The sequence below is a fragment of the Microlunatus capsulatus genome, assembly GCF_017876495.1.
In the GTDB taxonomy this organism is placed as follows: Bacteria; Actinomycetota; Actinomycetes; order Propionibacteriales; family Propionibacteriaceae; genus Microlunatus; species Microlunatus capsulatus.
This window is the reverse complement of the sequence record NZ_JAGIOB010000001.1, coordinates 4,114,873-4,140,896: the sequence shown is the minus strand read 5'-3', so window position 1 is coordinate 4,140,896 and position 26,024 is coordinate 4,114,873. Positions and strand designations below refer to the sequence as shown.

The window sequence follows — 26,024 nt, the reverse complement described above, 5'->3', positions numbered from 1 at the left end:
GGTTCAGCGTGTCTTGGTGGTGGACATGCTCGCCAGCTCGTTGGTGATCTGGGCGACGGTGCGTTCGGCGGTGGGGGCGGGCCCGAACAGCTGCTCCTGGCGGGTGGTGTCGGCGACGTAGCGTCCGGTGTCAAACCAGCGGAACATGGCTGTCATGTCGGCCACGATGGGTTTGCGCCGTCCAATGACGGCGGCTGCTGCGCGTCCGATGACGGAGGGCACGGCCCAGACCGTGATCTTCCGGCCGGCCGCGTCACCCATCAGCCGGGCGACCTCACGGACGCTGACCGGGCGGTCCCAGCCGATGTCGATACGTTCGCCGTCGGACACGTCGGCGTCGACGGCGGCGGCCAGGTGCGCTGCCAGGTCGGAGGTGTGCACGAAGGTCAGGGGAACGGTCGGCTTGCCCAACCAGCCGAGGCGGCCGTTCGCGGTGGGATTCCCGGCCATGACGGCGACCTGGTCGAGGAAGGCGCCGGGTCGCAGGGCCACGAACGGCACCCCTCGCCGTTCGAGCTCGTCCTCGGCGATCTTCTTGTGCCAGAAGTGCGGGACCCCTGGTGTCTGGTCGCTGGTGAGGATGCTGGTGAGGACGAACCGCCGGATGCCGGTCCGGGAGGCTGCCTCGGCGAGGTTGGCGTTACCGACGGTGTCGACGTCTGCCGCGTCGCGGCCGCCTCGGGTGTAGCCCGCCGCGGTGGAGATGACCGCGTCCGCGTCGGTCATCGCTGCTGTGAGGGAGTCGAGGTCGAGCATGTTGCCGCGAGCGATCACCACTCCTTGGGCCTCGAGCTGCGTGGCGTCGGTGCTCGGCCGGACGAGGGCTCTGACGTCCTTTCCGCGGGCAAGCAAAGCGTCAACGACCTTCCCGCCGAGGAAGCCTGTTGCTCCGACGACAAGGATGGGGCGGGTGGGGGGTCGGGGTGTGGTGGTCACGATGGCTCATCTCTGGTCGGGTCAGGCAGGTGGGTTTGGCCGTTGATCGCGTCGATGACGGCCTGAGCGGAGTCGGTCAAGGCCTGGGCTTGCTGGGGTGAGAGGTTCTGCAGGGTGGTCGCCTCCAGGGTGTGCCACATGTCCTTGATGGGGCCGCGCATGGCTTGGCCCTGGTGGGTGAGGCGCACGACGAGGACGCGTCGGTCGTGTGTGGCCGGCTCCCGGGTGAGGAGCCCGGCCTCTTGCATGCGGCGCAGCGCTTTGGACAGTGTCGAGTGGTCGAGACCGATGCTTGCGAGCAGTTCGGACTGGGTCTGGGCGTCCCTGGCGAAGAGATGCATCAAGATCAGCTCCTGGCCGGGATGCAGTCCGAGCTGTCGCAGCAGGGTGGCGGCGTAGCCGCGGTGCGCGCGAGCCAGCTGGAAGATCACGTGGCTCACCCGGCCCTCGTCGAACAGCAGGAGGTCGTCTTTCTCAGCCATGCGGGCTTTCCCTCAGCTGACCAGGAGGATGAGCTTGCCGCGGGAGTGGCCCCCGTCGCTGAGCTGCTGGGCTTCTACAGCCCTCTCGAGCGGGTAGGTCGTGACGACCACGCTGATGTCGCCGGCCGCGACAGCGCGTCCGACAGCACCCAGGCGGACGGCGGAGCGCTGCCCGGGGCCGCTGGCGAAGGTGATGCCCAGCTCACGGGCCCGGAAGTCGGCGATGGTGATGATCCGGTCGGTGCTGCCACGCAGGGCGATGGAGTCCTCGAGAGCGCCCTTGCCCGCGACGTCGAAGACGGCATCCACACCCTCCGGGGCAAGTGCCCGGACGCGGTCGACCAGACCCGGACCGTAGGTCGTCGCGGTCGCACCAAGACCGGCGACGCGATCGAGGTTGTCCGGGCCGGCCGTACCAACCACCCGAGCTCCGCGCTCCACGGCCAGTTGCACCGCCAGAGTTCCCACGGCCCCGGAGGCGCCGTGCACCAGCAACGTCTCACCAGCCTTGATGCCCAGCAGGTCCAGGACGCGCTCGGCGGCCTCGCTCGCCACGGGAAGGGCGGCTGCACTGGCCCAGTCCAGTCCGGAGGGCTTAACGGCCATGGCGGTCACCAACGCGAACTCGGCGTAGGCGCCGGTGTCCGACCAGCCGAACACCTCATCACCTACGCTCAGCTCCTCCACCTCCTCCCCGACGGCATCCACGACGCCCGCGAGCTCGAAACCGGGAACGACCGGTAGCGTCGTGGGGAACAGGGCTTGCAGCGCACCCGAGCGGATCTTCCCGTCGAGTGGGTTAACTCCCGCCGCCTGGACGCGGACGCGGACCTGGCCAGGCCCCGGCTGGGGGACCTCACGGTCAACGATGTGCAGGACCTCGGGTCCTCCGAACTCCTCGAACTGAACGGCTTTCATCAATAGTCCCTCTACTCAGACCACCGATTATGTGGCTAGCCACAGACTATCACCTGCTTGTGTGGCTAGCCAACTATCTGTGGCCACAAGATGCCCGAGACCCCCTCCCGCCCGGAGCGGTGGCGGGTTTGCTGCGGCCGGCAGCCCGACGCCAGACGGGTTGCTGGCCTGAGCCTGGCGGGTGGTTCCTTCCCATGTACGCCGCCAACCCTGCGCCGACCGTAGAGCCGGCCGTGACTGAATGGGATGGTGACGAACCGGCTGAGGTCCATGGTCCTTGCGCACGTCGCGCACGAGGGTCGGCCACTGACGTGCCTCCGACAGATCAGTCTCGAGGCACGTTTGCCGTCAGTAGGGTGAACTCGTGCCCCGTAGCCGCTCTGTCCCCAAGCATGCCGCTTGGCTCTGGCTGTTCGGCTTCGGATTGGTCTTGGCCGTAGCTCTCCTGATCGTCAACATCATCCAGCAAGACTGGTTAGGAGCAGGAGGGATGGCCGGGCTCGCCTTCACCGAGGTCTTCGCGCTCTCACTGGTGCTGTCCAATCGGCGCGATGCCAACTAACTTGCGTGGAGTAGGCCCAGCACTCAGCGGTCGCTCTGACCGCGTCTCACACGGGGTCGGTCACTGACGTGCTCCGCACGAGGGTCGGTCACTGACGTGCTCCGCACGAGGGTCGGTCACTGACGTGCTCCGCACGAGGGTCGGTCACTGACGTGCTCCGCACGAGGGTCGGTCACTGACGTGCTCCGCACGAGGGTCGGTCACTGACGTGCTCCGCACGAGGGTCGGTCACTGACGTGCTCCGCACGAGGGTCGGTCACTGACGTGCTCCACACGAGGCTTCACCTAGACCCACGGGCGGCCGGGTGCTCGGACTGCTTTACCTTGAGCTCCTTATGAAGCTGCTTCGTTTGGATCCTCGGTGGGTGGACTCGACCGAGATCGACGCTCGGCAGGTCGTGATCGCGGCGACACGAGACGAGCTTGCCTTGATCGCAAACTCGCTCAACGAGTCCTTGGAGGCAGTCGAGGACTGGGAGTTCCAGACCAGGCTAGGAGAGTCGCGCGAGGCAGCGCGCGCCCTCGGATCCCAGATCAACGGCTTGCTGGACCAGCTTCGTGAGGTCGAGTAAGCGCCGACGCCCTCGTCCACTGACGGGCTACGCACGAGGGTCGGTCACTGACGTGCCCCGCACGAGGGTCGGTCACTGACGCAGGCGGCCGACCTCTGTCTATTGCCCCCTCTGCTAGGCGCTGTCGGTAGCCTCGCCGAGTGCGGATACCGATGTTCGACGAACAGGACGCAGAGGGTCGACGCGAGATCCGATCACCTCTACGCCCCTACATGCTCACCCCACTGGGCGAGCACCATCACGCCGTACAGTTCACCAGCGCACTGACAACAGACGAGTACAAGCAGGTCGCCACCCTCCTCGAGCCACACCCCACCGTCGAGCTGCGGGTCTACGACTCCATCGACGAGTCCATACGAGACCTCGACTTCCTGCAGCACTTCCCGACCGTCCGCTACTTCGCCGCCGATTCCCTCTACACCCGCCTGGACTCCATCGACGGCCTCGGCTACCTCCAAGACCTCCAAGGCCTCGTCCTCGACAAGCCCAGCAAGAGCACGCTCTCGCCAGCCGCGCTCCGACACCTGCCGCACCTCAACGACCTCTACCTGAACGGGCCAGCCCGAGACCTCGAAGTGATTGCTGAGCTCACCAACCTCCAGGTGCTCACGCTCCGATCCATCACCCTGCCCGACCTCAGCATCCTCAGCACTCTCAAGCGTCTGTGGCGACTCACCCTCGAGTACGGCGGAACCAACCACCTCGACAAGCTGGGCGAGATCCAAGGGCTTCAACAACTCGAGATGACTCGAGTTCGAGCCCTCTCCGACCTCAGCCCGATCAGCGACGCGACCAGCCTCCAGTTCCTCTCCCTCATCGACCAGCAACAGGTCACCAGCCTTCCGGATCTCTCTGCGCTGACTCAGCTGGAGATGATCTGGCTTGAGAACCTTCGTGGACTGACCGACCTCAGACCACTCCTGACCGCGCCAGCCCTGCGTTACCTCTCCTTGGAGGGAAGCCACCTTGAGCCCGACCACATCAAGCCACTCAGCCAACACCGCACCCTCACCCATGCCGGCATCGGACTGAGCAGCATCAAGAAGAGCCAGGCCGCCCGCAGCCTCCTCACGGTCAAATCGATCGAGGCCGTCGACTTACCCCCACGCGAAGTGCCGCGAACCTAGCCGTCGATGGAAGCCTTCTCGTCCTGAGCAACGACAGCACGTCAGGTAGTCGAAGGGCTAGCGAACTGCTTCGCATGAGGGTCGGCTACTGCGCGATACCAGCATGGTGGTGTCCTTCGCCCCGATACGCGAAGCGTCCCCGGTCCGCTGAGGCCTCGCTCATACTGCTTCCGTAACCGGAACTAGTAGCCGTGACCGTAGCGGGCTCCGTCTGGCCCTCGCTGTAGCCAACGGCCTGATGCTCGGCGCATTCATCGGTGGCCTGCTCTCCGCTGCCTTCGGCGGAGGTGTCGGCGTCGCTCTTGTCCTGGCGGCTTTGCTAGCTGCACTAGCTGTTGCCTTCAGCTACCGCACAGGTAGGGGGCTGGACGGGAGCCGACGTTACTGGCTGCTGACGACCGTCGCTGCTGCCGTTTGCCTGGCCGTTGGTCTTCTCCTTCGGAACAAGCCAGATCCGCTCTTGGTCTGGCTTCCCTTCCTCGCTGCCTCCACAGTTCTCGCCGCGGTCTGCCTCGCGATCACTGAGGTGCTTCGTCGTCGCACCAGCTGAGCGCAAGCGGTCCCGCACGAGTGTCGGTCACTGACGTGCTCCGCACGACGGTCAGTCACGGACGCGCTCCGCACGGGGTCACCTACGCACATGCGCCGCATTCAGCACCTTGTTGCTAACATTCTTCCTCAAATATGACTAACGTTCGTCCTTGGTACTTGTAGATCGATAGTGACCATTGCTTCGCGTTTCGCGGAAATACCTGCTCTGGGTCGCCCATATTCCAACATGAACTTGCGTTACTCTTTCACCATTGGAGTGCCTCTTCGTGCTCTAGCCAAATCACTTTTTCACCCGGTGAGTGCAGGCCGGCCAGGGTGTTCGATAGGTTCAGCAGCTCGCCGCACTCCGAGTGGCTCGTCGCCGTCTTTTCCCAGTGCCATTGAGCGCCCCCTCGATCCCAAATCACGCCTCCTTGGTATCGGTCAACTACCGTCTTGCGCTTCGTCAAGACCACTCCTTGGTATTTGGTGCTTCGATAGCCGCAGGCCTTACCGGACTCGGCTGAGCTGAGGCATAGTCGCCGCCCGGGACGTTCACACGGGCCGGCTACGACCAGCAATGCAAGGTCCAGGCGTCCCGCACGGGGGTCGTCCACTGACGTGCTCCGCACGAGCTTCGGCTACAGCTCAGCGACTCGCGCTAGCAGTGATTCGTAGCGGCCCCCGATGTCTACGCGTGTGATGTCGCTCAACTTGTACTTGACCTCGTACGCCTCCCACGACGCGTCGAGGTCGAGGTTGCGCCAGATGAGCTTTCTCGGGGTCCAGCCGACGGGCTCGCCGATGAAGCAGATGTTTGGATCGTCCTCCTCGACGAAGATGGTGACCAGCGGGAAGGCCGCCGCCGCGGATTCGATCAGCTCCCGAACGTCTCCGTCGATAGCCAGGGGAAGGCTGGGAGCAGCCGGCGGCCATGCATGTGCCAACTCGAACGCCCGACGCTGGAAGCGCTCACCCTTGGCGTCCCAGTTGTTCCGGATGTCACTCAGCCTCACCGCAGCCCAGCCGTTGGGCTCTCCCGCGGTAGCGACGTTGAGCACCAGCCACTTCTTACCGATGGCCACGACGTAGCCCTCCAGCCGGTCTGCGTCCTTCTGCCGCCGTAGGCGCACGAGGTCCTGGCTCTCGAGTGCCTCTTGAAGTCGTCGTACTCGCTCACTGCGCGCGCTCTTAGTCACAGGACCGCTTCCGTCCTCCGTCTCAACTGCACCCAACGGGTACCGACGACTCAGTCTGAGCCATCGAGCATGCTCAAGGGAGGAATTTGACGGCCGGTTGGTTAGTGCGTCCCGCACGAGGGTCGGTCATCGGTCGTGCTCCGCACAAGGGTCGGCTTGGTTTACTTGCCGCACAACCGCCGGCTGGCGCCTCGCGGAGGTTGCGGGCACAGGTGGAAGATTTGCTGCGCTGCAGTCTGAGAGGCTTTACCGTACGAGCGTGACATCGGACGCCGCGGCGAGCGAAGATCCCGGTCACCCGGAGACTGCCACCTTCGCACCCAAGGTGGGCACCCGCGTTAGATCGGCTCTGTTCTCGTCAGTACTGATCATCTTGGTCGCGGTCCCTGGCGTGATGGAGCCGCGTGAGTGGATCGCGTGGGTGGTTCTAGTCAGTCAATTGCCGATCGCGGTGGCCCGGTGGCGGATCGTCGGTGCGGCTCATCGTCAACCATGGGCCCTGCGGGTCGATGAGTCCGGGGTCCGCTGGGGCCCTGAGGGTCCGCTGATGCCCGGGGGGTCGGTAGCAAGTATCGAGGTGCACCAGGCGCGCGGGCTACGCAAGGTGCTACCCAACTGGAATCGAGTGGTGGTCGTGAGTCACGCTGATGCTGATTTCGCCCGGCGAGCAGGCACGCGGCCACACGGTCGGGGCATCTTGCTCGACGAGGTTCGAGCGACACCGGAGGCGATAGTCGCCTCCATGCGGCCTTTCACCGATGCCCCGGCGGGACTTCGCTTGCGTTGAGGTGTGTTCCCGCGAGCAAGGCTCAACTTGCCGTACATGTCCCGCACGAGGGTCGGTCACGGACGCGCTTTGCACGACTGTCGACTGCCGGGTGCGTCCCGGAGGGTCCTCTGCAGCGAACTTGCTGGACCTGTCCGCCGGAGGAGATGGCGGTCCTGGTACCCGGCGGGTTCTCGCCTGAAGGGAGTGATGTTCGGGACACTGCAGGAGTGAGCCGAATCAGTCGTCGCGGTGTCTTGGTCGGCGGGCTCTTCGGGGTCGGGCTGGTGGCCGGGACAGCAGTAGGCGTGGAACAAGGTCTTCTGCCGGGCCGGACGCGGATCTACGCGGGTCTCGGCCTGAACGGCGCTGACACGCCACCGGTGACGGCTGCCGCCGGACCGCAGGTGCGGGGCAGCTTCAGCTCCGAGCACCGCGGGGTGGAGGTGAGTTGGACGATCGCCTACCCGCCGGGCGCCCGGGAAGGAGACGTTGCCGGTGGTGGTCGGGCTGCACGGACGGTTCACCGACCACACCGCACTCTTCGGAGACCAGATCGGCCTGGACCGCCACCTCGCCGCCACCTCCCAGCAGTACGCCATCGCCGCCGTTGACGGCGGTGACACCTACTGGCACCCCCCGAGCCAGCGGTGAAGATGCCGGCGCGATGGTGACCGAGGAGTTCCTCCCCCTCCTCACCGCACACGGGCTCCGGACTCAGCGGATCGGCCTGTACGGGTACTCCATGGGTGGGTACGGCGCCCTCCGACTCGCCGGCCAGCTGGGCCCCGCGCGCGTCGCAGCCGTGGCCACCGCCAGCGCAGCCCTGTGGGACCGAGCCGCTGACACCGCCACTGGCGCCTTCGACGACCCCGACGACTTCTCCGCCCACAACGTCGTCGGACACCAGGACGACCTCGACGGCATCCCCGTCCGCGTCGACTGCGGCCGAGGCGACAGCTTCGCCCCCGCGAACCGCCGCTACCGCAACAGCTTCCACGACCGACCATCCGGCGGCCTCACCGACGGCGCTCACGACAACCAGTACTGGCGCCGCGCAGCCCCCGCCGAACTCCGCTTCCTCGGCCAACACCTCACCACCTAGCTCCCACCCCCCACCTAAGCCATCACCCGCGGAACTGATGACCTTGCGTCCCCCAAGGGTCGTCCACTGATGTGGGTGTCAGGACTGGGCGGCCACGCGCGATGAGGTGAGGTGCCACTACCGAGACCACCTTGAGCAGCAGGCGCCGACTGCGCTCTCCTTGGCCGAGCTTCGCCGGCGTGCGACCGGTGTGCCTTCCCGACGACAGGCAGATCGGGCCGCAGTCCTCGCCTGGCTGAGCGAGCGCCGACCGCAAGCCCTTGACGCCGCCGACTACTGGAGACGGGCCATCGGATCGTCTGGCGCCCGTGCCGCTCGACTGCCTCGAGCGCTTGACGACGGTCCACTGCTGGACCAGGCACGATCATGGACATGGCACCGTCGGAGGTGGGCTCATCGGGTCGCCGTGCCCTGCGTGATCGAGCTGCGCTCCTGGTGCGTCCAGCTCCCGCGCCGGGTAGCCGTCGGGTGGCCGTTCGGGAATAGGTGTCGGTGTTGTCGGCGTAGATGGCTCGGTGGTGGATGGGCCGGTTGGGGTGGGGCCTCTACGCCACGTTCGGCGCCTTCGCCGCTGTGTACGGTGGCGCTCTACCGGCTGCTCGCCGGTGGCGGACTCAGGCCGACATCCCCGAGAGGGTCATCGGCGCCGACCCCGACGCCTGGTACCAGGGTGATCCGGCCACGATGGGTGAGGCCGACCACGCTGAGTGGCGCCGCGCGATGCGGGACCCCCACGTCGTCCGCGGGATGCTCGAGGACTACCGAGCCGGTCTCACCGTCGACTACGCCGACGAGGTTGCCGATCGTGCGGCCGGGCGACGGTTCACCCAACCTCTGCTGGTGCTGTGGTCCGCCCTCGACGACCTCGAGCAGCTCTACGGCGATCCTCTCGTGATCTGGCGGGCCTGGCCGACCCGGTCACCCGACACGGAATCGACTCCTCCCACCACATGGCCGAACAGGCACCCGCCCAACTCGTCGAGAGCCTCTCTGCGTTTCTGACCCCCGGAGCAAGATGACCGGATCCAGGCCCCCTTCTCGAGACGAGTTTCCGCAGCTCCTCGTCTGGCGTCGCGCACGAGGACCGGGCTGTCGGGTTCGTCCCGTGGAAGAGGGAGTGTTGACTGGTTCCTGGAGCTAGGCGTGAGGAACGCGCTACGCGTCGTTCCTGCCCCAGTTGGCGAGTGCGACGATCGGCTCGCGCAGGGCGAGGCCGCGCTCGGTCAGGGCGTAGGCCCGGGTGTTGTGCCGCAAGGGCAGGCGGGACAGGAGGCCGGCCGCTTCGAGCTCGCGCAGGCGTGTCGCGAGCATGTTCGTCGGCACGCCGAGATCGCGCTGCAGGTCGCCGTAGCGCTGCGGCCCCTCGAGCAGCCGTTCCACGATGAGCAGGGCCCACCGTGCTCCGACGACGTCCAGGGCCGCGGCGAGGTCGCTCACGGGGTCGGGTCGGCGTCCGCCTTCATCCAGAACGGTGAGTAGTGGTAGCCGTCGGGATCGTCGAACTGCCGCTGGTACATGAAGGGGTAGTCGTCGGTGTCACCGATCCGCCCGCCGGCGGCGCCGGCGCGCTCGACGAGCTCGTCGACTGCCGCGCGGCTGCTCAGGTCGAACGACACCGTCACCTTGGACGGCGTGCCGGGGTCGCCGACCAGCTCCTCGACACCGCCCACGCCGGCGTACATCGCGTGGCTGGCGAGCATGACGTGCTGGTCGGGAGCGATGGCGAAGCACGCCACGTTGTGATCGGACATGTCGGCGTTGAGGGTCCAGCCGAGGGCGGTGTAGAAGGCGGTCGCGCGCTCGACGCTCTCGACCGGGCAGGTGATGAAGAGGCTCATGCCGTCACACTTGCAAAATGCAAGTGGGCCGTCAAGGGGTGCGCACCACGCGAACAGCGGTTTCCGTCTGCGTCCCGTTTCGAGTTGCCTGCTGTTGGGCTTCACACCAGGGGCGGGTCTACCGAACGTCTCGCACACAGGGCCAGCCACCGGCTGATAGCAGTCCGGAGGCCGGGCCACAACGCGCTCTTCTCGCGATCGAGTCTCGCTGAGTTCCCGCCCGGAGGTCGGCTCAGGTGCGTCCCGACAACTCCTCCGCCGGTGCGCAGTTGCAGTGGCGTCCACGTCCGGGTGTGGAGGACGTCGTGAGCGCGTACGCCAACTCGGATGTTCGTCTCTCCCCTGATCGAGCCGACCAGGCACCTGGTTCAGCTGCCCGGGTGCCCGGGGAGCAGACCGAGCTCGGGGAGTCCCCGTGGTGGACGCGTCGTCCTCCGGCTGACGTCGTGTGCGGTGTCCGACGGGTCTCGACACGAGGGCCTGACTGGAGTTGCATCAGGGCATGTCCGCGGAGTCGTCGGCGCCGTCACCGGCCTGGATCGGGATCGCCCGCTGGGCGGGCACCGTGGCCGGGCTGGCTTTTCTGGGTCAGTCGGTGCTCTACCTGCTGGACTCGATGGACATCCTCTCGGCCGAGGTCGCCTACCAGCAGACGAACCGCGGTTTCCAGCAGGACTTGGCCGACTACTACGTGGCGCTGGGCGAGAGGATGCACCACCTCTGGTGGGACGTCGCGATCCGCGACGTCCTCGGCCCGCTCGGTTGGCTGGCGCTCATGGTGCTCGTGCTGGCCGTGCACGGGGTGACGCCGTCCGGCCGTCCGCTGGCCGACCTGGCCGTGCTGTTCACTGTCGTCGGGGGTTCCCTGGCAGGACTCAGCGACCTGCTGTACCTGAGCCGGGTCAGCCTCTGGCGCCGCGGCGCCCTCCAGCCGACCCCAGACCTCGTCGCCTCCGGACGAGCAGGCGAGCTGGTCGAGGAGGTGTCGACGTACCTGCAGTGGGGCGGGTTCTTCGTCCTCGCCGCGGCGTTCGTCTGCCTCGCGTTGACCATCCGCAGCAGTCCTGGCCGACCTCGTTTCCTCAGCGTGGTGATGTTGGCCGAGGCAGCCGCGCTGCTCGCCTTCGTGCTGACGGCAGCGGCAGACGCGTGGTCGCTCAACGACCTGACCGCGGTCCTGGCGGGCATGGTCCTCGCGCCGCTGGTGTGCATCGGCACCGGCTGGCAGCTGCACCGCCTGGCCGGCTGAGGTCCTGCGGGTGGAGCCCGCGCGCTCCTCGTGGGACCCGGCCTTGTCGCAGCCGCGGGGTCGGTGGACACCTCGACCAACCAGCTCGCTGACGGCGGACACCAGGACATCGGCCAGGCTGCCGCGCATCTTTGCCGAGGGCGTGCGCGTGCTGCATCCAGGCGGTCACCTGCTGGTCGCCTCTCGAGCCGGCGTCGGCACCCACGATCTCGCTCCGACCTGTCGCCGCTCGGGGTACGACGTCCCGCTCGACCCCCACCTGTTCGACCTGGACGAGGTCTCCGCTCAACTGCGGTCGGCAGGCCCTGCACGAGACGGGCCGACTGGTCCGTGCTGGTCGAGGGACGAGGAGGATCCTCGAGCGGTGCTCATCGCCCGGGCAGCGTCAGACCGCACGGTGTGCCGTCACCCGGCCGGCTCGTGGGTGGACCCGCACGAGAGTCGTCCCCGGACGGCCGCAGGCGGTACTGCGAGGGTCGATGACCACGGTGGAGTGGTGACCACCTCTCCAGGCTGACCTCGCACCCCGGGCGTCCCTGCGACCACCACCCCCGGCGCCACCAGGAGATGCGTCCACCGCCTCGTCGACGATCCGCTCGGACCAGTCCGCTGACGAGCGCGGCTGGCTGCTCGGCCGCTCGGCCGCTCGGCCAGGCGCCGTTCCAGGGCGCCCTGACAGGCCGGATCACCTCGTGATGCTTTTGGTCACGACTGCGTCACCAGTCCGCTGCTGGCTCTGTTCAGCGCTGAGCGCCGGCCCCTAGTTTGAGCCCGAGCCGACTCGGGCCGACAGAGGGGGACGAGCATGAGGATGCGGACACGACGTGGTGGCTGGGCGGTGGCAGCCCTGGTGGCGGGCTCACTCACGGTGCTGGCCCTCCCACCCGCCGCCGCCGCACCCGGTCCCCCGGCCCCGGCCCGACCCGGCGAGGGTCGGCTGAGCCGCCAGCTCGGTCTCCAGCAGGTGCCGAAGACCGACCGGATCACCCGCAAGAGCGCCGGTGCGGCGCAGACCAACCCGATGGCGTCCCTGCTCCCCGACCCCTCCCAGTCGAACCTGTACGGGTGGAAGCAGCGGATCACGGCCCAGTCGAAGACCCGCACCGCGCGGGTGGAGCACCGCAGGCTCGCCGCAGCGAAGGTCGTCACCCCGCTCGTCGTCGACGAGCTCGAACCGGATGAGCTGCGCGGCAGCAACGACACCGCCGCCACCGCCCAGCGGATCACCCGGTTCGGGTCGGCTCGCGGGAAACGCGCGGCCGCCCGCATCCTCGGCACCTTGGCGGCCGCCCCGGCACCCGTGGCCCGGGCGGCGAACAAGGAGGACGACGGGTCCATCCGGCTGGCGAAGAACGTGACGCTGCCCGCGGGCGGGCAGGTGCGCACCACCGGCACGATCGGCGACGGGCCGCACGGCTCGAAGGGTGACAAGACCGGTGACTTCGACTTCTACGCCCTCCGCGGCCTCAGAGCGGGCGCCGTGCTGTCGGTGGACCTGACCACCTCCGGCAGCGACGACCCCGAGGACGCGTTCGACACCCTGCTGCTCGTCTGGGACGCCCGGGGTGAGCTGGTCGGCTTCAACGACGACGAGGGCGAGGACAGCCTCGACAGCTACCTGACGTTCCCGGTGCCGGTGGCGGGCGACTACTTCGTCTCCGTCGTCGGTCTGCCGTCGTTGCCCGAGGACCCGTTCGACTCCGGCAGCGGGGAGGGGGTCGGCACCGAGGGCCGCTACACCGCCACCTTCGGGCTGGACGCCGGCGACATCGACTACTACGCGGTCACCCTGCGGGCCGGTGACGTGCTCAGCAGCTCTGCTGCCGGCGCCGCCACCCGCATCGCCTTCTACGACCCGGCGCGGCAGGAGGTGTTCGGCTCCACCCAGGACGCCTCCAGCATCTACCCGGCGACGTCACCGCTCGCCGGTGGCGGCAACGCCGTCGCCGACCACGTCGCAGCCACCTCTGGGCGCTACTACGTGGCGACCACCGGACGCGGCGGGAACTACGACGTCACCCTCGAGGTGTACCGGCCCGGCACCGAGGCGAAGAAGGCCACCCAGACGATCTTCCTCGACTTCAACGGGGCCCGGGTCAACACCGCGATGTACGGCGGACCGGGTGTCCGTCAGCTGTCACCCCTGTCGGCGTTCCTCGGCCGCTGGGGTCTGCCGGCCTCCCAGCAGAGCGCCCTCATCGACCGCATCGTCGCCACCGTGACCGAGAACCTGAAGCGTGACTTCGCCGGCACCGGGGTCAAGGTGAAGATCCTCAACAGCCGCGACCATGCCGACCCGTTCGGGAAGCGCAACGTGAGCCGACTCATCGTCGGCGGTACCGTCGCCGAGTCCGGGGTCGAGACCATCGGCATCGCCCAGTCCATCGACCCGGGCAACTTCGACACCGAGGAGACCGCCCTCATCCTGCTCGACCTGGTCTCCGAGCCTGCCGGGGTGCCCTACTCGCTGAACACCTACCTGAAGCCGACCAGCAACCGCACCAAGTTCCTCGGTACCGCGCTCGGCAACATCGCCTCCCACGAAGCCGGTCACTACCTCGGCAACTGGCACGTCGACCAGTTCAACACCGTGCTGAACCTGATGGACCAGGGCGGCAACTTCCCGCTGCTCTACGGGGTCGGCCGCGACAAGGTCGGCGGCACTGCCGACGACCCCGACGTCGACTTCGGCCCCGACGTCCTCAACCCGGGCGAAGGCTTCACCGGCATCGAGGACACCCGGGTGAGGACCGGCTGGGCCCTGTTCCAGCTGATCCAGCCCGCCAGGCCGTAGCTCCGCGACGCACGCCGGGAGCGGCCCGCCTCGCACCCCTGCGCGGTGGCGGGCCGGTTCAGGGCGGGACCGTCGGCACAGCTAGACGCTCCCCTCGCCCGCTCACCGGGAGACGCGACGACGGCCACCGCCACCAGCCGGTCAGCGAGTCCGCCGCGAGGACGGCCCGCGGCTCCTGGCCGTCCGCGGTCGGCGCGGTCTACGTTGGCTCTGAGGAGCTGCCATGGACGTCGCCACCCGAAGTGCGCACTGGCTCGGCGAGGTCGTCGACCTGATGCGCGGCCCGAGCCCCGTCATGCCCGTGGCGGCCCTCCTCACCTCGCTGAGCCAGACCTTCGACGTCTCCGGTTCCTCGTGGGACTGGTTCGACCCGGACGGGTCGTTCGGGATGGTCATGGACCCGGCAGAGATACCCCAGATCGAGCAGGAGACGCTCGACCGCTGGCTGACCGGTGAGCTGTTCGACACCCACGCGTTGCTGCAGTGGTTCCGGGTCACCGGCGACCTGCGGCCGCAGACCACCGCACGTGTCCCGACCCGCATCCTCGCGCGACGCCGTCGGCTGCCCCTCGAGCGCGCACTCGCTGCGATGGCGATGGAGCACCAGCTCTCGGTCGTCTACCGGCAGCACGGTCCCACGCACCGGGCCTTCGTGCTGGCCCGCGGTGGGTCAGACTTCAGCGACGACGACCTCGTGGTCGCCCAGGTGGTCCAACGATCGCTCGCTGCCCTCGACCACCAGGTCGCGGTGATGCAGCGGATGACGAGGCCCGCTGCTGCCGCCGACCTGGGGCTGACCGGTCGAGAGCTGGCCGTCCTCCAGCTGATGGCCGAGGGCACCACCATCCGTCGTGCGGCCAGGGAGCTGGCCTGCAGCCCACGCACCGTCGAGAAGCACCTCGAGAACGCCTACCGCCGTCTGGGTGTCCGGGACCGCCTCAACGCCGTCCGGGTCCTGCACATCACGGGCACGACCACCCCTGTCCTCGCGACGGACCACCTGACGGTCACGGGCTCGGGCGACTACCGCGGCCCGGTCCGGCCAGCCGTGAGGACGAGCGCGGGCCCGACCCCGCCCCGTGCTCCCTGAGCTGCCCGACCGGACCCACGAGGCGCGCCGGCCGACCACCCGTGCGCTCCACCTGGGACCGTTCCTGCACGCCGCGCAGCCCTGCTCGGTGATGCTGCCGGTCGTCCTCCGACCGAGGAGCTACGCAACTTTGCGTAGTTCCTGGAGGTGGCGTGGGCCCCAGCACCAGGTGAAAGGTGAAAACGCTGTCCGGGTCGGAACCACCGACGGGACGCCCACCACCCGAGGAGCTCCCCATGCCCGTTCGTCCCCGCCGCACGACCACGGCACTCGCCGCCGCCGCCACCACCGCCGCCTGCTTCGCCGCGGCCACCATCCCCGCCACGCCCGCCCTCGGCGACGACAGCCGACCCGTCCGCCCACCGCAGACGGTCCACGTCAGCGGCCTCCTCACCCTCACCAACGCGAACACCGGGGAGTACGCCGCGACCGGTGACCTGGAGGGCACCTGGACCATCCCCCCGACCCGTGCGCAGGACTACTACAACACCCCGACCACGATCATCCAGAAGGGCACCGAGTCCTTCCGCGGCTGCCTGGTCGCCGGCACGAAGCGGTGCGGCACCCTCAACAGCGACTACATCAGCTGGACCTACCTGCGGGAGAACGGGCGCCTGATCAGCGGCGGGTGCACCCACGCCCCCACCGGTGGGACCCGAGGCTTCGTCGGTGTGCGAGGGCTCATCGTCATGGCCGACACCCCCGTGGGAGACGAGGTCAACACCCTCTACCAGGGCGAGGTCATCCTGGACGCCATGCCGGAGGAAGGGCGCAAGCCCGTCCCCCGGGTCGACGCGACCTCGACCGCGACCGGCGCGGCGGCCTCGGTCCAGACCGCCACCCAGTCCTGCTGAGAGAGACGCCTGCGCTCCCCGAGCGCCCTCGACCCGAGCGCCGGTGCGGTGTGAGGGCGAGCAGGACCGGTCGGGTGACCGGGCGGATCCGCGACGTGCTCACCGCGCACCAGGCTCAGCTGCTGCCGTGCTCCGCGCGAGGGTCGGCGGGCGACGACGGTGGACGGGACACAGCCGGTCAGCCGGAGCGAGTCCCGCCCGATCCCGGTCAGACGTCGGCGACCAGGGGCGCGACCTCGGTGCCGAGCAGTTCGATGCCGCGCAGCAGGTCGTCGTGGGCGAGCAGCGGGTTCGTCATCTGCAACGAGAGGCGGTCGACCCCGCCGACCTGTGCGGCGATGCGCCGGATCTTGTCCGCGACGGTCCGGGGATCACCCATGAAGAAGGCGCCATCCGGGCCGGCGGTGGCGTCGAACTGCGCACGGCTCGGCGCGGCGAACCCGCGCTCCCGGGAGACCGCGGTGAACATCTTGTGCCACCCGGGGTAGATCGTGTCGGCGGCCGCCTGGGTGCTCTCGCCGACGTAGCCGAAGACGTGCAGCCCGACCTGCAGCTGCTCGGGTGGGTGGCCCGCGTGGGCACCCGCCCGCCGGTACAGGTCGATCAGCGGTGCGAACTGACGGGGTTCGCCGCCGATGATCGCGACCATCAGCGGTAGCCCGAGCAAACCGGCGCGCACGAAGGACTGGGGCGTCCCGCCGACACCGACCCAGATCGGCAGCGGGTCCTGCACGGGGCGCGGGAAGACGCCCTGCTCGACCAGCGGCGGACGGAACTGACCCGACCACGTGACCTCGACGTCGTCGCGCAGCTGGAGGAGCAGCCCGAGCTTCTCCTCGAAGAGCGCGTCGTAGTCGGCGAGGTCGAGGCCGAACAGCGGGAACGACTCCGTGAACGACCCGCGCCCGACGACGAGGTCGACCCGGCCGCCCGAGATCAGGTCGAGCGTCGCGAACTGCTGGAAGACGCGTACCGGGTCGTCGGCACTCAACACCTTCACCGCGCTGCCGAGCCGGATGCGCTGCGTCCGTGCGGCCGCAGCGGCGAGGATGACGGGCGGTGCCGAGTCGTAGTACTCGTGGCGGTGGTGCTCCCCGATGCCGAACGAGTACAGACCGACCTGGTCGGCCAGCGCGATCTCCTCGAGCAGGTGTTCCATCCGCTCGACGGGACCGACGACGTGGTCGGTCTTCGGGTCCGTGACCTCGGAGACAAAGCTGTCGACGCCGATGTGCATGGACGAAACCCTCTCACGCCGCTCGACGTCGAGAGGCAGGCAGCGCCCGGACGAGGAAGCGGCGCAGTGCCCCCGTCACCGGCCGGCACGTCGACCTCGGCGGCGTGGGCACGACCGTCACGGTGGCGCACGGCCGGCTGCGTGCGCAGCTCGACCAGCTCGACCGTGATCCGACCCCATCGCGCCGGCCCCCGCGCTTCGTCACGCTGTGCCCCGTCGGACCTCGCGACTCACCACGTGGTGGACTTGGTCGCCCCGCTCGACGCGTGCTCGCTCACCGTTCCCACGATGGAGGACCATGGCCACCAGACCGATCCGACTCTTCGGCGACCCGATCCTGCGGCAGAAGGCGGCGCCGGTCGTGGACTTCGACAAGGAGCTGCGGGACCTGGTCCGCGATCTCACGGACACGATGATCGATGCGAACGGCGGCGGGATCGCAGCACCGCAGATCGGCGTGGGCCTCCGGGTCTTCACCTACGTCGTCGAAGGCGAGATCGGCCACGTCGTCAACCCGCAGGTCGAGGTCATCGGGGACGAAGAGCAGGTCGGCCCAGAAGGCTGCCTCTCGATCCCCGATCTGCCCTTCGACTGCCGACGCCCCCTGCACGTGGTCACCACCGGCTTCACGATGCACGGCGAGCCCCTCCGCGTCGAGGGGCGCGGTCGGCTCTCGGTGATCATCGAGCACGAGACCGACCACCTCGACGGCATCTTGTTCGTCGACCGACTCGACCCCCGGACCAGGCAGGCCGCTGAGGCCGCGATCCGAGAGGCTGAGTGGAGCGGTGGCGTCGTGCCCGAGATCCGGTTCAGCCCGCACGCCCCGCTCCGGGCTGCCGCCCGTCGTCGCGCGAGCACTGCCTGACCGGAGCGCGCTGAGCGAGGCTCGGCGCCGGGGGCGCTCCGCCCCTCCAGCATCCTCCACGCACTGCCGACGCCCACGGAGATGCTCTCGGGCGCGGGCCGGTGAGGGGAGCGCCCCAGGGTCAGCGCGACGACCAGGCGACCGGCGATTCGGCGGAGACGGCGCGAGGGGCAGGACGCGCCCTGAGCGCGTCCTGCCCCTCCTGCACCAGCTGTCGAACCCGGGAGACCCGGCCGGGACCTCAGTCCAGGTAGTCGCGCAGGACCTGCGAGCGCGACGGGTGCCGCAGCTTGCTCATCGTCTTCGACTCGATCTGGCGGATCCGCTCGCGGGTCACGCCGTAGACCTTGCCGATCTCGTCCAGCGTCTTCGGCTGGCCGTCGGTGAGGCCGAAGCGCATCGAGACCACGCCGGCCTCGCGCTCGCTCAGGGTGTCGAGCACGTCGTGCAGCTGCTCCTGCAGGAGGGTGAAGCTGACGGCGTCGGCCGGCACGACCGCCTCGGAGTCCTCGATGAGGTCGCCGAACTCGGAGTCGCCGTCCTCACCCAGCGGGGTGTGCAGCGAGATGGGCTCGCGCCCGTACTTCTGCACCTCCACGACCTTCTCCGGGGTCATGTCGAGCTCCTTGGCGAGCTCCTCCGGGGTGGGCTCGCGGCCCAGGTCCTGCAGCATCTGGCGCTGGACGCGGGCGAGCTTGTTGATGACCTCGACCATGTGCACCGGGATGCGGATGGTGCGGGCCTGGTCGGCCATGGCCCGGGTGATGGCCTGGCGGATCCACCACGTCGCGTAGGTGGAGAACTTGTAGCCCTTGGTGTAGTCGAACTTCTCGACCGCACGGATCAGGCCCAGGTTGCCCTCCTGGATCAGGTCCAGGAAGAGCATGCCGCGGCCGGTGTAGCGCTTGGCCAGGCTGACGACGAGGCGCAGGTTGGCCTCGAGCAGGTGGTTCTTGGCGCGGCGGCCGTCCTCGGCGATCCACTCGAAGTCCTCGAGCTGGGCGGCCTTGGTCTTGACCTTGGGGTCGGCGATCTTCTCGTCCGCGAAGAGGCCGGCCTCGATCCGCTTGGCGAGCTCGACCTCCATCTCGGCGTTCAGCAGCGCGACCTTGCCGATCTGCTTCAGGTAGTCCTTGACCGGGTCGGCGGTGGCACCGGCCACCATGACCTGCTGCTCGGGCTCGTCGGCGTCGTCGGCGGCCGAGAGCACGAAGCCCTGGTCCTCGACGAGCTCCTTCTCCAGCGGCGCGACCTTGGCGGGCTCGAAGGCGTTCTCGTCGACGTCGTCCAGCGTCAGCTTCTTGCCGACCGTGACGACGACCTCGTCGGCGTCGATCTCGACGACGACGTCGGCGCCGGCCACCTCGCCCTCGGGCACGGCTGCGGCCAGCTCCTCGACGCTGATGTCCTCGAGCTCGGCGGGCACCGCGTCGTCGCCGGCGACCGGGGCGGCCGCCGCCTTCGCCTTCGCGGTCGACGCGCGCTTGGTCGGGGTCCCGCCCTCGGTGGTGACCGCCTTGAGCGCGGCCTTCTTCGCCGGGGCCCGCTTCGCCGGGGCCTTCTTGACCGGAGCGCTCACCTGGGGCGCTCGGTCAGGCGCGGCGCTCACGACGGGGGAGGACGAGTCTGCGTGGGAGGGGGGTGTCACAAAGAACCTCTCGGGCTTGCGAGGTGGAACAGGGCAGGCAGAGTCCCGTGGATGTCAACAGGAGCTCCGACACGTATTCTGGCACGGTCCTCCAAACAGCGCACTGAGGATCTGCCGAGAGTCCCTCAGCCTCGCATCCGGACGACCGTCTCTCAGCGTACGCGCGAGCGCCTGACGGCCCCGTCCTCCGGGGGTCCCGCGCGTCGGCCGACGCGCGGGCGGGTGACCAGGGCCGACCGCCCCGGTCGGCGGGCTCAGGCCGACTCGGCCTTGACGGCCAGCACCGGGCAGGCCGCGTCCAGCAGCACGCGCTGGGCGTTGCTGCCCAGCAGCAGCTTGCCGACCGGCGAGCGCTTGCGCAGGCCGATGACGATGAACTCGGCGTCGCGGGCGTCGGCGGTGGTGATGAGCTCCTCGGCCGGGTCGAGCGCGTCCGCGGCCTCCTTGAGCTCGTGCGGGACGCCGGACGCGGCCAGCTCGGCCCGCAGGTCGGCCAGCTCGGCGTCGGGTGAGGTGTGCACGACGACGACCTCGGCGTCGCGGGCGCGCGCCTCGGCCAGGGCCCGGGCCAGCGCGGCCCGCCCCTCGGGCTTGGCCGAGTAGCCGACGACGATCACCCGCGTCGACCCGCCGCCGGCGGTCGCGGCCGGGACCGGCGTCGCCGCCGGGCCCTCTGCCTGCTGCGTCTCGGCCATCAGTCCGTCCCCCAGGTGTGTACCGGCTCGTTGCTGTGCATCCCGTCCAGGTAGCGGCCGAGCATCCCGCGCAGGGCCTGCTCGCGCGACTCCCCCGCCCGCTCCCGACGGTGCACCTCGGCAGTCTGCCAGGTGGCGCCGTTGGCCCCCCGCAGGCAGCGTCGCTCGACGATGTCCAGCAGCCGCCCGCTCTCGGCGTCGGAGACGCCCCACAGCGCCAGCCCCTCCGCCGCGCGCGGCAGCAGCTTGCGCACCACCAGCTCGGCGGCCGGGACGTGGCCGACTCCCGGCCAGTAGAGCTCGGCGGCGATGCCGTGGCGGGAGCCGACGACGAAGTTGTCGTGCGCCGCCTGGAACGACATCTGGCTCCACAGCGGCCGGTCGTCGTCGGCCAGCGCCCGCACCAGGCCGGCGAAGAAGGCCGCGTTGGCGAGGGTGTCGACGACCGTCGGCCCGGCCGGCAGCACGCGGTTCTCCACCCGCAGGTGCGGCCCGCCGTCGGAGACGTCGTAGACCGGCCGGTTCCAGCGGTAGACCGTGCCGTTGTGCAGCTTGAGCTCCTCGAGCTCGGGCACACCGCCGGCGTCCAGCACCGCCGCCGGGTCCTCGTCGCTGGTGATGGGCAGGAGAGCCGGGAAGTAGCGCGAGTTCTCCTCGAAGAGGTCGAAGATCGAGGTCACCCAGCGCTCGCCGAACCACACCCGCGGCCGGACGCCCTGCACCTTGAGCTCCTCGGGGCGGGTATCGGTGCTCTGCTCGAACAGCGGGATCCGCGACTCCGCGTACAGCTCGCGGCCGAACAGGTAGGGCGAGTTGGCCCCCACCGCCACCTGCACGCCGGCGATGGCCTGCGCGGCGTTCCAGTACCCGGCGAAGTCGTCCGGGCTGACCTGGAGGTGGACCTGGGTCGAGGTGCAGGCCGCCTCGGGGGTGATGGTGTCGGAGACCATCTGCAGCCGCTCGACGCCGTCGACGACGATCTCGAGGTCCTCCCCCCGCGCGGCGAAGATCTGCTGGTCCAGCAGGGAGTAGCGCGGGTTCTCGCTGAGGTTGCCGAGCTGCACGTGCTCCGGCCGCAGCGTGGGCAGGATGCCGACCATCACCGTCTGCGCGCCGATCGCCTGCGCCTTGGGCTCGGCGGCGTTCAGCGCCGCCCGCACCGACTCCTCGAAGCGGGTGAAGCCCGACTCGCTGAGCCGCCGGGGCGGCACGTTGATCTCGATGTTGAACCGGCCCAGCTCGGTGACGAAGGCCGGGTCGGCGATGGCCTGCAGCACCTCGGCGTTGCGCATCGCCGGCTCGCACTGCTCGTCGACGAGGTTCAGCTCGATCTCCAGGCCCACCATCGGGCGCTCGAAGTCGAAGCGGGACTCGGTGAGCATCCGCGCGAGGACGTCCAGGCCCTTGCGGACCTTCTCCCGGTGGCGCTTGCGGTCCTCGCGCGTGAACGTGGTCTGGTCGACCTCGGCTCCCATGCGCACATCCTGTCCTACCGGCGCGCCCGGTCAACTCCTCCGGTGCCCCCGGTGGACGGGGCTAGCGTGGCGGCCGTGCTGCTGACCGACGTGCTCGCCGTCACCGGGGCGATCGACGCCGTGGGCGTGCGCTGGTGGGTGGGCGGCGGCTGGGGCGTCGACGTCCTCGTCGGCCGGGTCACCCGGGCGCACCGCGACCTCGACCTCGCCGTCGACGCGCAGGGCCTGGGGCCCGCCGTCACCGCCCTGGCCGCCCTGGGCTACCGGCCCGAGACCGACTGGCTGCCCGTCCGGCTGGAGCTGGCCGCACCCGGCGCCCGCTGGGTCGACCTGCACCCCGTCGTGCTCGACGCGGCCGGCGACGGCGTCCAGGCCGGACCCGACGGCACGACCTTCGCCTACCCGGCCCGGGACCTGGTCAGCGGCGTGCTCGAGGGACACCGCCTGGCCTGCCTCTCCGTCGCGCGGCAGCGCGTCTTCCGCACCGGCTACCCGCCCCGGCCGCAGGACCGCCACGACCTCGCCCTGCTCGACACGCTGGACGGCGTGGACGCGGTGGACGGGCTCGAGGGGGCGGACGCGCGCCCGCATCCCGCTAGGCCGGACCGCCCGACCCACGACGACGACTAGGGTTCGGGAACTATGCCTGCTCCCTCCGACCGGACCACCGCCGCCGTCGCGCCGACCGCCGAGCGGCGGCCCCACGTGCGGACCCACCACGGCGACACCGTCACCGACCACTACGAGTGGCTGCGCGACAAGGACGACCCCGAGGTCATCGCCCACCTCGAGGCCGAGAACCGCTACACCGAGGCCCGGACGGCCCACCTGGCCGACCTCACCGAGGCTGTCTTCGGCGAGATCAAGGCGCGCACCCAGGAGACCGACCTCTCGGTGCCCGGCTACGCCTCCCACCGCGGCGGCGACGCGTACTGGTACTACAGCCGCACCGTCGAGGGCTCGGAGTACGCGATCTTCTGCCGGGTGCCCGCCCGCGACCGCGCCACCCCGCCCGACCCCTCGGGCGCCATCGAGGGCGAGCAGGTCCTGCTGGACGGCAACGCCGAGGCGGAGGGGCACGACTTCTTCTCCGTCGGCGCCTCCAGCGTGTCCGAGGACGGGCGGCTGCTGGCCTACTCGGTGGACACCACCGGCGGCGAGCGCTTCACCCTCCGCATCCGGGACCTGACGACGGGGGCCGAGCTGCCCGACGTCGTCGAGGACACCGCCTACGGCGTCGCCTGGGCCGGCAGCAGCCACCTCTTCTACACCCGCGCCGACGAGGCCTGGCGGCCGCACGTGGTGCTGCGGCACCGGCTGGGCACCAACCCGGCCGACGACGCCGTGGTCCTCACCGAGCCCGACGAGCGCTTCTGGGTGGGCGTCGACACCAGCCGCGACGACCGGTGGGTCGTCATCGGGATGGGCTCCAAGCTCACCTCGGAGTACCACCTGCTGCCGGCGGACCAGCCCGAGAGCGAGCCCCGGCTGGTGGCCCCGCGCCGCGAGGGCGTCGAGTACGACGTCGAGCCCGCGGGCGACCGCCTGCTGATCGTCCACAACGACGGCGGGGCCGAGGACTTCGCGCTGGCCCAGGCCCCGCTGGACGCCACCGGCCCGGAGCAGTGGGAGACGGTGCTCCCCCACCAGCCCGGCGTCCGGCTGCTGGGCGTCAGCGCCTACGCCGGGCACGCGGTCGTCTCGCTGCGCCGCGCCGGCCTGACCGCGCTGCACGTGCTCCCCCGTGACACGGCCGGCGACTTCGGGTCCGGCGCCGACATCGCCTTCGAGGAGACCCTGCACGTCGTCGACGCCCACGGGGAGGCGGAGTACGACACCCCGACGATCCGGCTCAGCTACGCCTCGATGCTCACCCCGGACTCGGTCTACGACTACACCCTGGCCACCGGCGAGCTGACCCTGCTCAAGCGCACGCAGGTGCTGCCCGACCCGACCCACGGGCCCTACGACCCGGACCGCTACGTGCAGGAGCGCGCCTGGGCCACCGCCGACGACGGCACCCGCGTGCCGCTGTCGATCGTGCGCCGGGCCGACGTCCCGCTCGACGGCTCCGCGCCCGCCCTGCTCTACGGCTACGGCTCCTACGAGATCAGCATCGAGCCGACGTTCTCGCTGGCCCGGCTCTCCCTGCTGGACCGCGGGGTCGTCTTCGCCATCGCCCACGTCCGCGGCGGCGGGGAGATGGGACGGCGCTGGTACGAGGACGGCAAGACCCTCACCAAGCGCAACACCTTCACCGACTTCGTCGCCGCTGCCGACCACCTGCTGGAGCACGGCTACACCAGCAGCGACCGGCTCGCCGCCCGCGGGGCCAGCGCCGGCGGGCTGCTGATGGGCGCCGTCGCCAACCTGGCGCCCGAGAAGTTCCGGGCGGTGCACGCCGGCGTCCCGTTCGTCGACGCGCTGACGACGATCCTCGACCCGGAGCTGCCGCTCACCGTCATCGAGTGGGAGGAGTGGGGCGACCCGCTGCACGACCCCGAGGTCTACGCCTACATGAAGGGCTACACGCCCTACGAGAACGTGCAGGCGCGGCCCTACCCGGCCGTCCTGGCCACCACCAGCCTCAACGACACCCGCGTCTACTACGTCGAGCCGGCGAAGTGGGTGGCCGAGCTCCGGCACACGGCCACGAACGCCGACGACCGGCCCGTCCTGCTCAAGACCGAGATGACGGCCGGCCACGGCGGCGTCAGCGGCCGCTACAAGAGCTGGCGCGAGACAGCCTTCGAGTACGCCTGGATCCTCGACCAGATCACCGCCTGAGCAGCCCGTCCGGTCGACGCCCTCCCGCTCCGGCGCGGAGGGCGTCCCCGTCGGCTGTGGAGATGCTGAGGGTTCGGATGGGTGTGCATCCGGTGTCTTCGTCCGTTCCGAAGTAGGAGCGAGGGTTCACCCCGGGTACGTCTCAGCGATTCTTCAGGGCAGCAGAGGAATCCTTCCAGACCCCCCGGACGTTGAATCTGTCGAAGGCAACGAAAGGGGCCACCGTGGCAGCAACTGCTCGTTCGCGAGTTTCCGAGGGCATCGATGGCAAGGATGCGGTCGGACTATATCTGGAAGGCATTGCCAAGACTCCGCTGCTGAGTGCCGAGGAAGAGGTCGAGCTCGCCCAGTCGATCGAGCTGGGTCTCTACGCCGAGCACATCCTGAACGGTGACGTCACCGCCGCCGAGCGCGGCAAGGGGGCGAAGCGCCCCACCAAGGCCGAGCTGCAGTTCCTCGTCGAGGAGGGCCAGCGCGCCATGCACCGCTTCGTGACCGCCAACCTCCGCCTCGTCGTCTCCGTCGCCCGCAAGTACGGGCGCTCGCAGATGCCGCTGCTCGACCTGGTGCAGGAGGGCAACACCGGCCTCATCCGTGCGGTCGAGAAGTTCGACTACACCAAGGGCTTCAAGTTCTCCACCTACGGCACCTGGTGGGTGCGGCAGTCCATCAGCCGCGGCATCGCCCAGCAGGGCCGCATCGTCCGGCTCCCGGTGCACGTCGCCGAGCAGGTCAACCAGGTCGGCGCCGTCCGGCGCACCCTGGAGCGCCGCCTCGGCCGGGACCCCGAGATCGAGGAGATCGCCGCCGAGATGGACCTCGAGCCCGAGCGGGTGCTGGACCTGATCCGCTACGGCCGTGACCACGTCAGCCTGGACGCCCCCGTCGAGGAGGGCGGCGACACCGCCCTCGGCGACCTGATCGCCCGCGAGCCGATGCCCGGTCCCGACGAGGTCTTCCTCGACGCCGAGGAGCACGCCCGCCTCGAGGCGATGCTCTCCACCCTGGACGACCGCTCGGCCGACGTGGTGCGGCGCCGCTACGGTCTGGTCGACGGCCGTCAGGCCAAGCTCGCCGACATCGGTGCCGTGTGGGGCATCACCGCCGAGCGCGTCCGCCAGATCGAGCGCCACGCCATCGCGAAGCTGCGCGGCAAGTCCGTACTGGCTGCCTGACCCCTCGCGGCCAGTACCGCACAGGAACGACCCGGAGCCCCCCTCCGGGTCGTTCTGCGTTCATGGGAGCTGCTGCGCAGCGGGCGCCTCAGACGGGCGCCCTGCTGCTCGCAGCT

23 protein-coding genes are annotated in these 26,024 nt (G+C 69.6%); 13 read left to right on the top strand and 10 right to left on the bottom strand.

Features of this window, described 5'->3' with window-relative positions; genetic code table 11:
- Positions 1–3 precede the first annotated feature (3 nt).
- The 3 genes from JOF54_RS19215 to JOF54_RS19205 are packed head-to-tail and all read right to left on the bottom strand — an operon-like array spanning position 4 to position 2,336.
- Positions 4–936: an SDR family oxidoreductase gene (locus JOF54_RS19215; protein ID WP_210058804.1), complete on the bottom strand. Its 933-nt coding sequence runs from the start codon at positions 934–936 to the stop codon at positions 4–6.
- Complete coding sequence (locus JOF54_RS19210) at positions 933–1,418, bottom strand: MarR family winged helix-turn-helix transcriptional regulator (RefSeq protein ID WP_210058802.1); 486 nt, start codon at positions 1,416–1,418, stop codon at positions 933–935. Before JOF54_RS19210 ends, JOF54_RS19215 begins: the two co-directional genes overlap by 4 nt.
- Before the next feature lie 12 nt (positions 1,419–1,430).
- On the bottom strand, positions 1,431–2,336 hold the full coding sequence (locus JOF54_RS19205) for an NADP-dependent oxidoreductase (RefSeq protein WP_210058800.1): 906 nt from the start codon (positions 2,334–2,336) through the stop codon (positions 1,431–1,433).
- A 364-nt stretch (positions 2,337–2,700) separates the two neighbouring features.
- Between JOF54_RS19205 and JOF54_RS19200 the strand changes: the two genes are divergently transcribed.
- The 3 genes from JOF54_RS19200 (at position 2,701) to JOF54_RS19190 (ending at position 4,597) form a co-directional block, all read left to right on the top strand.
- A complete protein-coding gene (locus tag JOF54_RS19200) occupies positions 2,701–2,898 on the top strand; it encodes a hypothetical protein (protein WP_210058798.1) in 198 nt (65 codons plus the stop codon).
- Between the two features lie 365 nt (positions 2,899–3,263).
- Entirely contained in the window at positions 3,264–3,470 is a 207-nt protein-coding gene (locus JOF54_RS19195) for a hypothetical protein (protein ID WP_210058796.1), read from the top strand.
- Between the two features lie 152 nt (positions 3,471–3,622).
- Positions 3,623–4,597 carry a leucine-rich repeat domain-containing protein gene (locus JOF54_RS19190; protein WP_210058794.1) on the top strand — a complete coding sequence of 325 codons (975 nt, stop codon included), beginning with the start codon at positions 3,623–3,625 and terminating at the stop codon, positions 4,595–4,597.
- 1,172 nt (positions 4,598–5,769) lie between these two features.
- Here the strand turns inward: JOF54_RS19190 and JOF54_RS19185 are convergent.
- Positions 5,770–6,213, bottom strand: a complete 444-nt coding sequence (locus tag JOF54_RS19185) for a hypothetical protein (protein WP_210058792.1) — start codon at positions 6,211–6,213, stop codon at positions 5,770–5,772.
- 1,378 nt (positions 6,214–7,591) lie between these two features.
- Between JOF54_RS19185 and JOF54_RS21305 the strand changes: the two genes are divergently transcribed.
- Both JOF54_RS21305 and JOF54_RS21300 read left to right on the top strand, forming a co-directional pair.
- Positions 7,592–7,747 carry a hypothetical protein gene (locus JOF54_RS21305; protein WP_245358214.1) on the top strand — a complete coding sequence of 52 codons (156 nt, stop codon included), beginning with the start codon at positions 7,592–7,594 and terminating at the stop codon, positions 7,745–7,747.
- 13 nt (positions 7,748–7,760) lie between these two features.
- Entirely contained in the window at positions 7,761–8,198 is a 438-nt protein-coding gene (locus tag JOF54_RS21300; RefSeq protein WP_245358212.1) for an alpha/beta hydrolase-fold protein, read from the top strand.
- 1,155 nt (positions 8,199–9,353) lie between these two features.
- Here the strand turns inward: JOF54_RS21300 and JOF54_RS19175 are convergent.
- A complete protein-coding gene (locus tag JOF54_RS19175) occupies positions 9,354–9,635 on the bottom strand; it encodes a winged helix-turn-helix transcriptional regulator (protein ID WP_210058789.1) in 282 nt (93 codons plus the stop codon).
- Positions 9,632–10,036, bottom strand: coding sequence for a VOC family protein (locus JOF54_RS19170; protein WP_210058787.1), 405 nt, complete (start codon positions 10,034–10,036; stop codon positions 9,632–9,634). The genes JOF54_RS19175 and JOF54_RS19170 overlap by 4 nt, the downstream gene beginning before the upstream one ends.
- Before the next feature lie 502 nt (positions 10,037–10,538).
- Here JOF54_RS19170 and JOF54_RS19165 point away from each other — a divergent pair.
- The 4 genes from JOF54_RS19165 (at position 10,539) to JOF54_RS19150 (ending at position 16,023) form a co-directional block, all read left to right on the top strand.
- Complete coding sequence (locus JOF54_RS19165) at positions 10,539–11,285, top strand: hypothetical protein (RefSeq protein WP_210058779.1); 747 nt, start codon at positions 10,539–10,541, stop codon at positions 11,283–11,285.
- Between the two features lie 850 nt (positions 11,286–12,135).
- Positions 12,136–14,079 (top strand): hypothetical protein, encoded by a 1,944-nt coding sequence (locus tag JOF54_RS19160; RefSeq protein ID WP_210058777.1) that lies wholly within the window; start codon positions 12,136–12,138, stop codon positions 14,077–14,079.
- Between the two features lie 223 nt (positions 14,080–14,302).
- On the top strand, positions 14,303–15,169 hold the full coding sequence (locus tag JOF54_RS19155; RefSeq protein WP_210058775.1) for a helix-turn-helix transcriptional regulator: 867 nt from the start codon (positions 14,303–14,305) through the stop codon (positions 15,167–15,169).
- Between the two features lie 236 nt (positions 15,170–15,405).
- On the top strand, positions 15,406–16,023 hold the full coding sequence (locus tag JOF54_RS19150; RefSeq protein ID WP_210058773.1) for a hypothetical protein: 618 nt from the start codon (positions 15,406–15,408) through the stop codon (positions 16,021–16,023).
- Positions 16,024–16,231: 208 nt separating this feature from the next.
- On the opposite strand, the gene JOF54_RS19145 is transcribed toward JOF54_RS19150, so the two are convergent.
- Complete coding sequence (locus JOF54_RS19145) at positions 16,232–17,260, bottom strand: LLM class flavin-dependent oxidoreductase (protein ID WP_210058771.1); 1,029 nt, start codon at positions 17,258–17,260, stop codon at positions 16,232–16,234.
- 298 nt (positions 17,261–17,558) lie between these two features.
- Between JOF54_RS19145 and def the strand changes: the two genes are divergently transcribed.
- Positions 17,559–18,128, top strand: coding sequence for a peptide deformylase (gene def, locus JOF54_RS19140; RefSeq protein ID WP_210058770.1), 570 nt, complete (start codon positions 17,559–17,561; stop codon positions 18,126–18,128).
- 241 nt (positions 18,129–18,369) lie between these two features.
- On the opposite strand, the gene JOF54_RS19135 is transcribed toward def, so the two are convergent.
- From JOF54_RS19135 to JOF54_RS19125, 3 genes are all read right to left on the bottom strand, one after another.
- Positions 18,370–19,776: an RNA polymerase sigma factor gene (locus tag JOF54_RS19135; protein ID WP_372443498.1), complete on the bottom strand. Its 1,407-nt coding sequence runs from the start codon at positions 19,774–19,776 to the stop codon at positions 18,370–18,372.
- Positions 19,777–20,030: 254 nt separating this feature from the next.
- Positions 20,031–20,471 carry a universal stress protein gene (locus JOF54_RS19130; protein ID WP_210058766.1) on the bottom strand — a complete coding sequence of 147 codons (441 nt, stop codon included), beginning with the start codon at positions 20,469–20,471 and terminating at the stop codon, positions 20,031–20,033.
- The gene (locus JOF54_RS19125) at positions 20,471–21,946 is read right to left on the bottom strand and encodes a glutamate-cysteine ligase family protein (protein WP_210058764.1); all 1,476 of its coding nucleotides are present in this window, start codon (positions 21,944–21,946) and stop codon (positions 20,471–20,473) included. The genes JOF54_RS19130 and JOF54_RS19125 overlap by 1 nt, the downstream gene beginning before the upstream one ends.
- Before the next feature lie 75 nt (positions 21,947–22,021).
- Here JOF54_RS19125 and JOF54_RS19120 point away from each other — a divergent pair, with 75 nt between their 5' ends.
- From JOF54_RS19120 to JOF54_RS19110, 3 genes are all read left to right on the top strand, one after another.
- Positions 22,022–22,576, top strand: a complete 555-nt coding sequence (locus JOF54_RS19120; RefSeq protein WP_210058762.1) for a nucleotidyltransferase domain-containing protein — start codon at positions 22,022–22,024, stop codon at positions 22,574–22,576.
- A 12-nt stretch (positions 22,577–22,588) separates the two neighbouring features.
- The gene (locus tag JOF54_RS19115) at positions 22,589–24,733 is read left to right on the top strand and encodes a S9 family peptidase (protein ID WP_210058760.1); all 2,145 of its coding nucleotides are present in this window, start codon (positions 22,589–22,591) and stop codon (positions 24,731–24,733) included.
- Between the two features lie 224 nt (positions 24,734–24,957).
- Positions 24,958–25,908: a sigma-70 family RNA polymerase sigma factor gene (locus JOF54_RS19110; protein ID WP_210058758.1), complete on the top strand. Its 951-nt coding sequence runs from the start codon at positions 24,958–24,960 to the stop codon at positions 25,906–25,908.
- Positions 25,909–26,024 lie beyond the last annotated feature (116 nt).

Bases quoted from the DNA above. Each gene is read 5' to 3' on its own strand.
- JOF54_RS19150 (WP_210058773.1), top strand. From the start codon at position 15,406: ATGCCCGTTCGTCCCCGCCGCACGACCACGGCACTCGCCGCCGCCGCC.
- JOF54_RS19155 (WP_210058775.1), top strand. From the start codon at position 14,303: ATGGACGTCGCCACCCGAAGTGCGCACTGGCTCGGCGAGGTCGTCGAC.
- JOF54_RS19170 (WP_210058787.1), bottom strand. From the start codon at position 10,036: ATGAGCCTCTTCATCACCTGCCCGGTCGAGAGCGTCGAGCGCGCGACC.
- JOF54_RS19165 (WP_210058779.1), top strand. From the start codon at position 10,539: ATGTCCGCGGAGTCGTCGGCGCCGTCACCGGCCTGGATCGGGATCGCC.
- JOF54_RS19125 (WP_210058764.1), bottom strand. From the start codon at position 21,946: ATGGGAGCCGAGGTCGACCAGACCACGTTCACGCGCGAGGACCGCAAG.
- JOF54_RS19210 (WP_210058802.1), bottom strand. From the start codon at position 1,418: ATGGCTGAGAAAGACGACCTCCTGCTGTTCGACGAGGGCCGGGTGAGC.
- JOF54_RS19190 (WP_210058794.1), top strand. From the start codon at position 3,623: ATGTTCGACGAACAGGACGCAGAGGGTCGACGCGAGATCCGATCACCT.
- JOF54_RS19145 (WP_210058771.1), bottom strand. From the start codon at position 17,260: ATGCACATCGGCGTCGACAGCTTTGTCTCCGAGGTCACGGACCCGAAG.
- JOF54_RS19205 (WP_210058800.1), bottom strand. From the start codon at position 2,336: ATGAAAGCCGTTCAGTTCGAGGAGTTCGGAGGACCCGAGGTCCTGCAC.
- JOF54_RS21300 (WP_245358212.1), top strand. From the start codon at position 7,761: ATGGTGACCGAGGAGTTCCTCCCCCTCCTCACCGCACACGGGCTCCGG.
- JOF54_RS19115 (WP_210058760.1), top strand. From the start codon at position 22,589: ATGCCTGCTCCCTCCGACCGGACCACCGCCGCCGTCGCGCCGACCGCC.
- def (WP_210058770.1), top strand. From the start codon at position 17,559: ATGGCCACCAGACCGATCCGACTCTTCGGCGACCCGATCCTGCGGCAG.
- JOF54_RS19130 (WP_210058766.1), bottom strand. From the start codon at position 20,471: ATGGCCGAGACGCAGCAGGCAGAGGGCCCGGCGGCGACGCCGGTCCCG.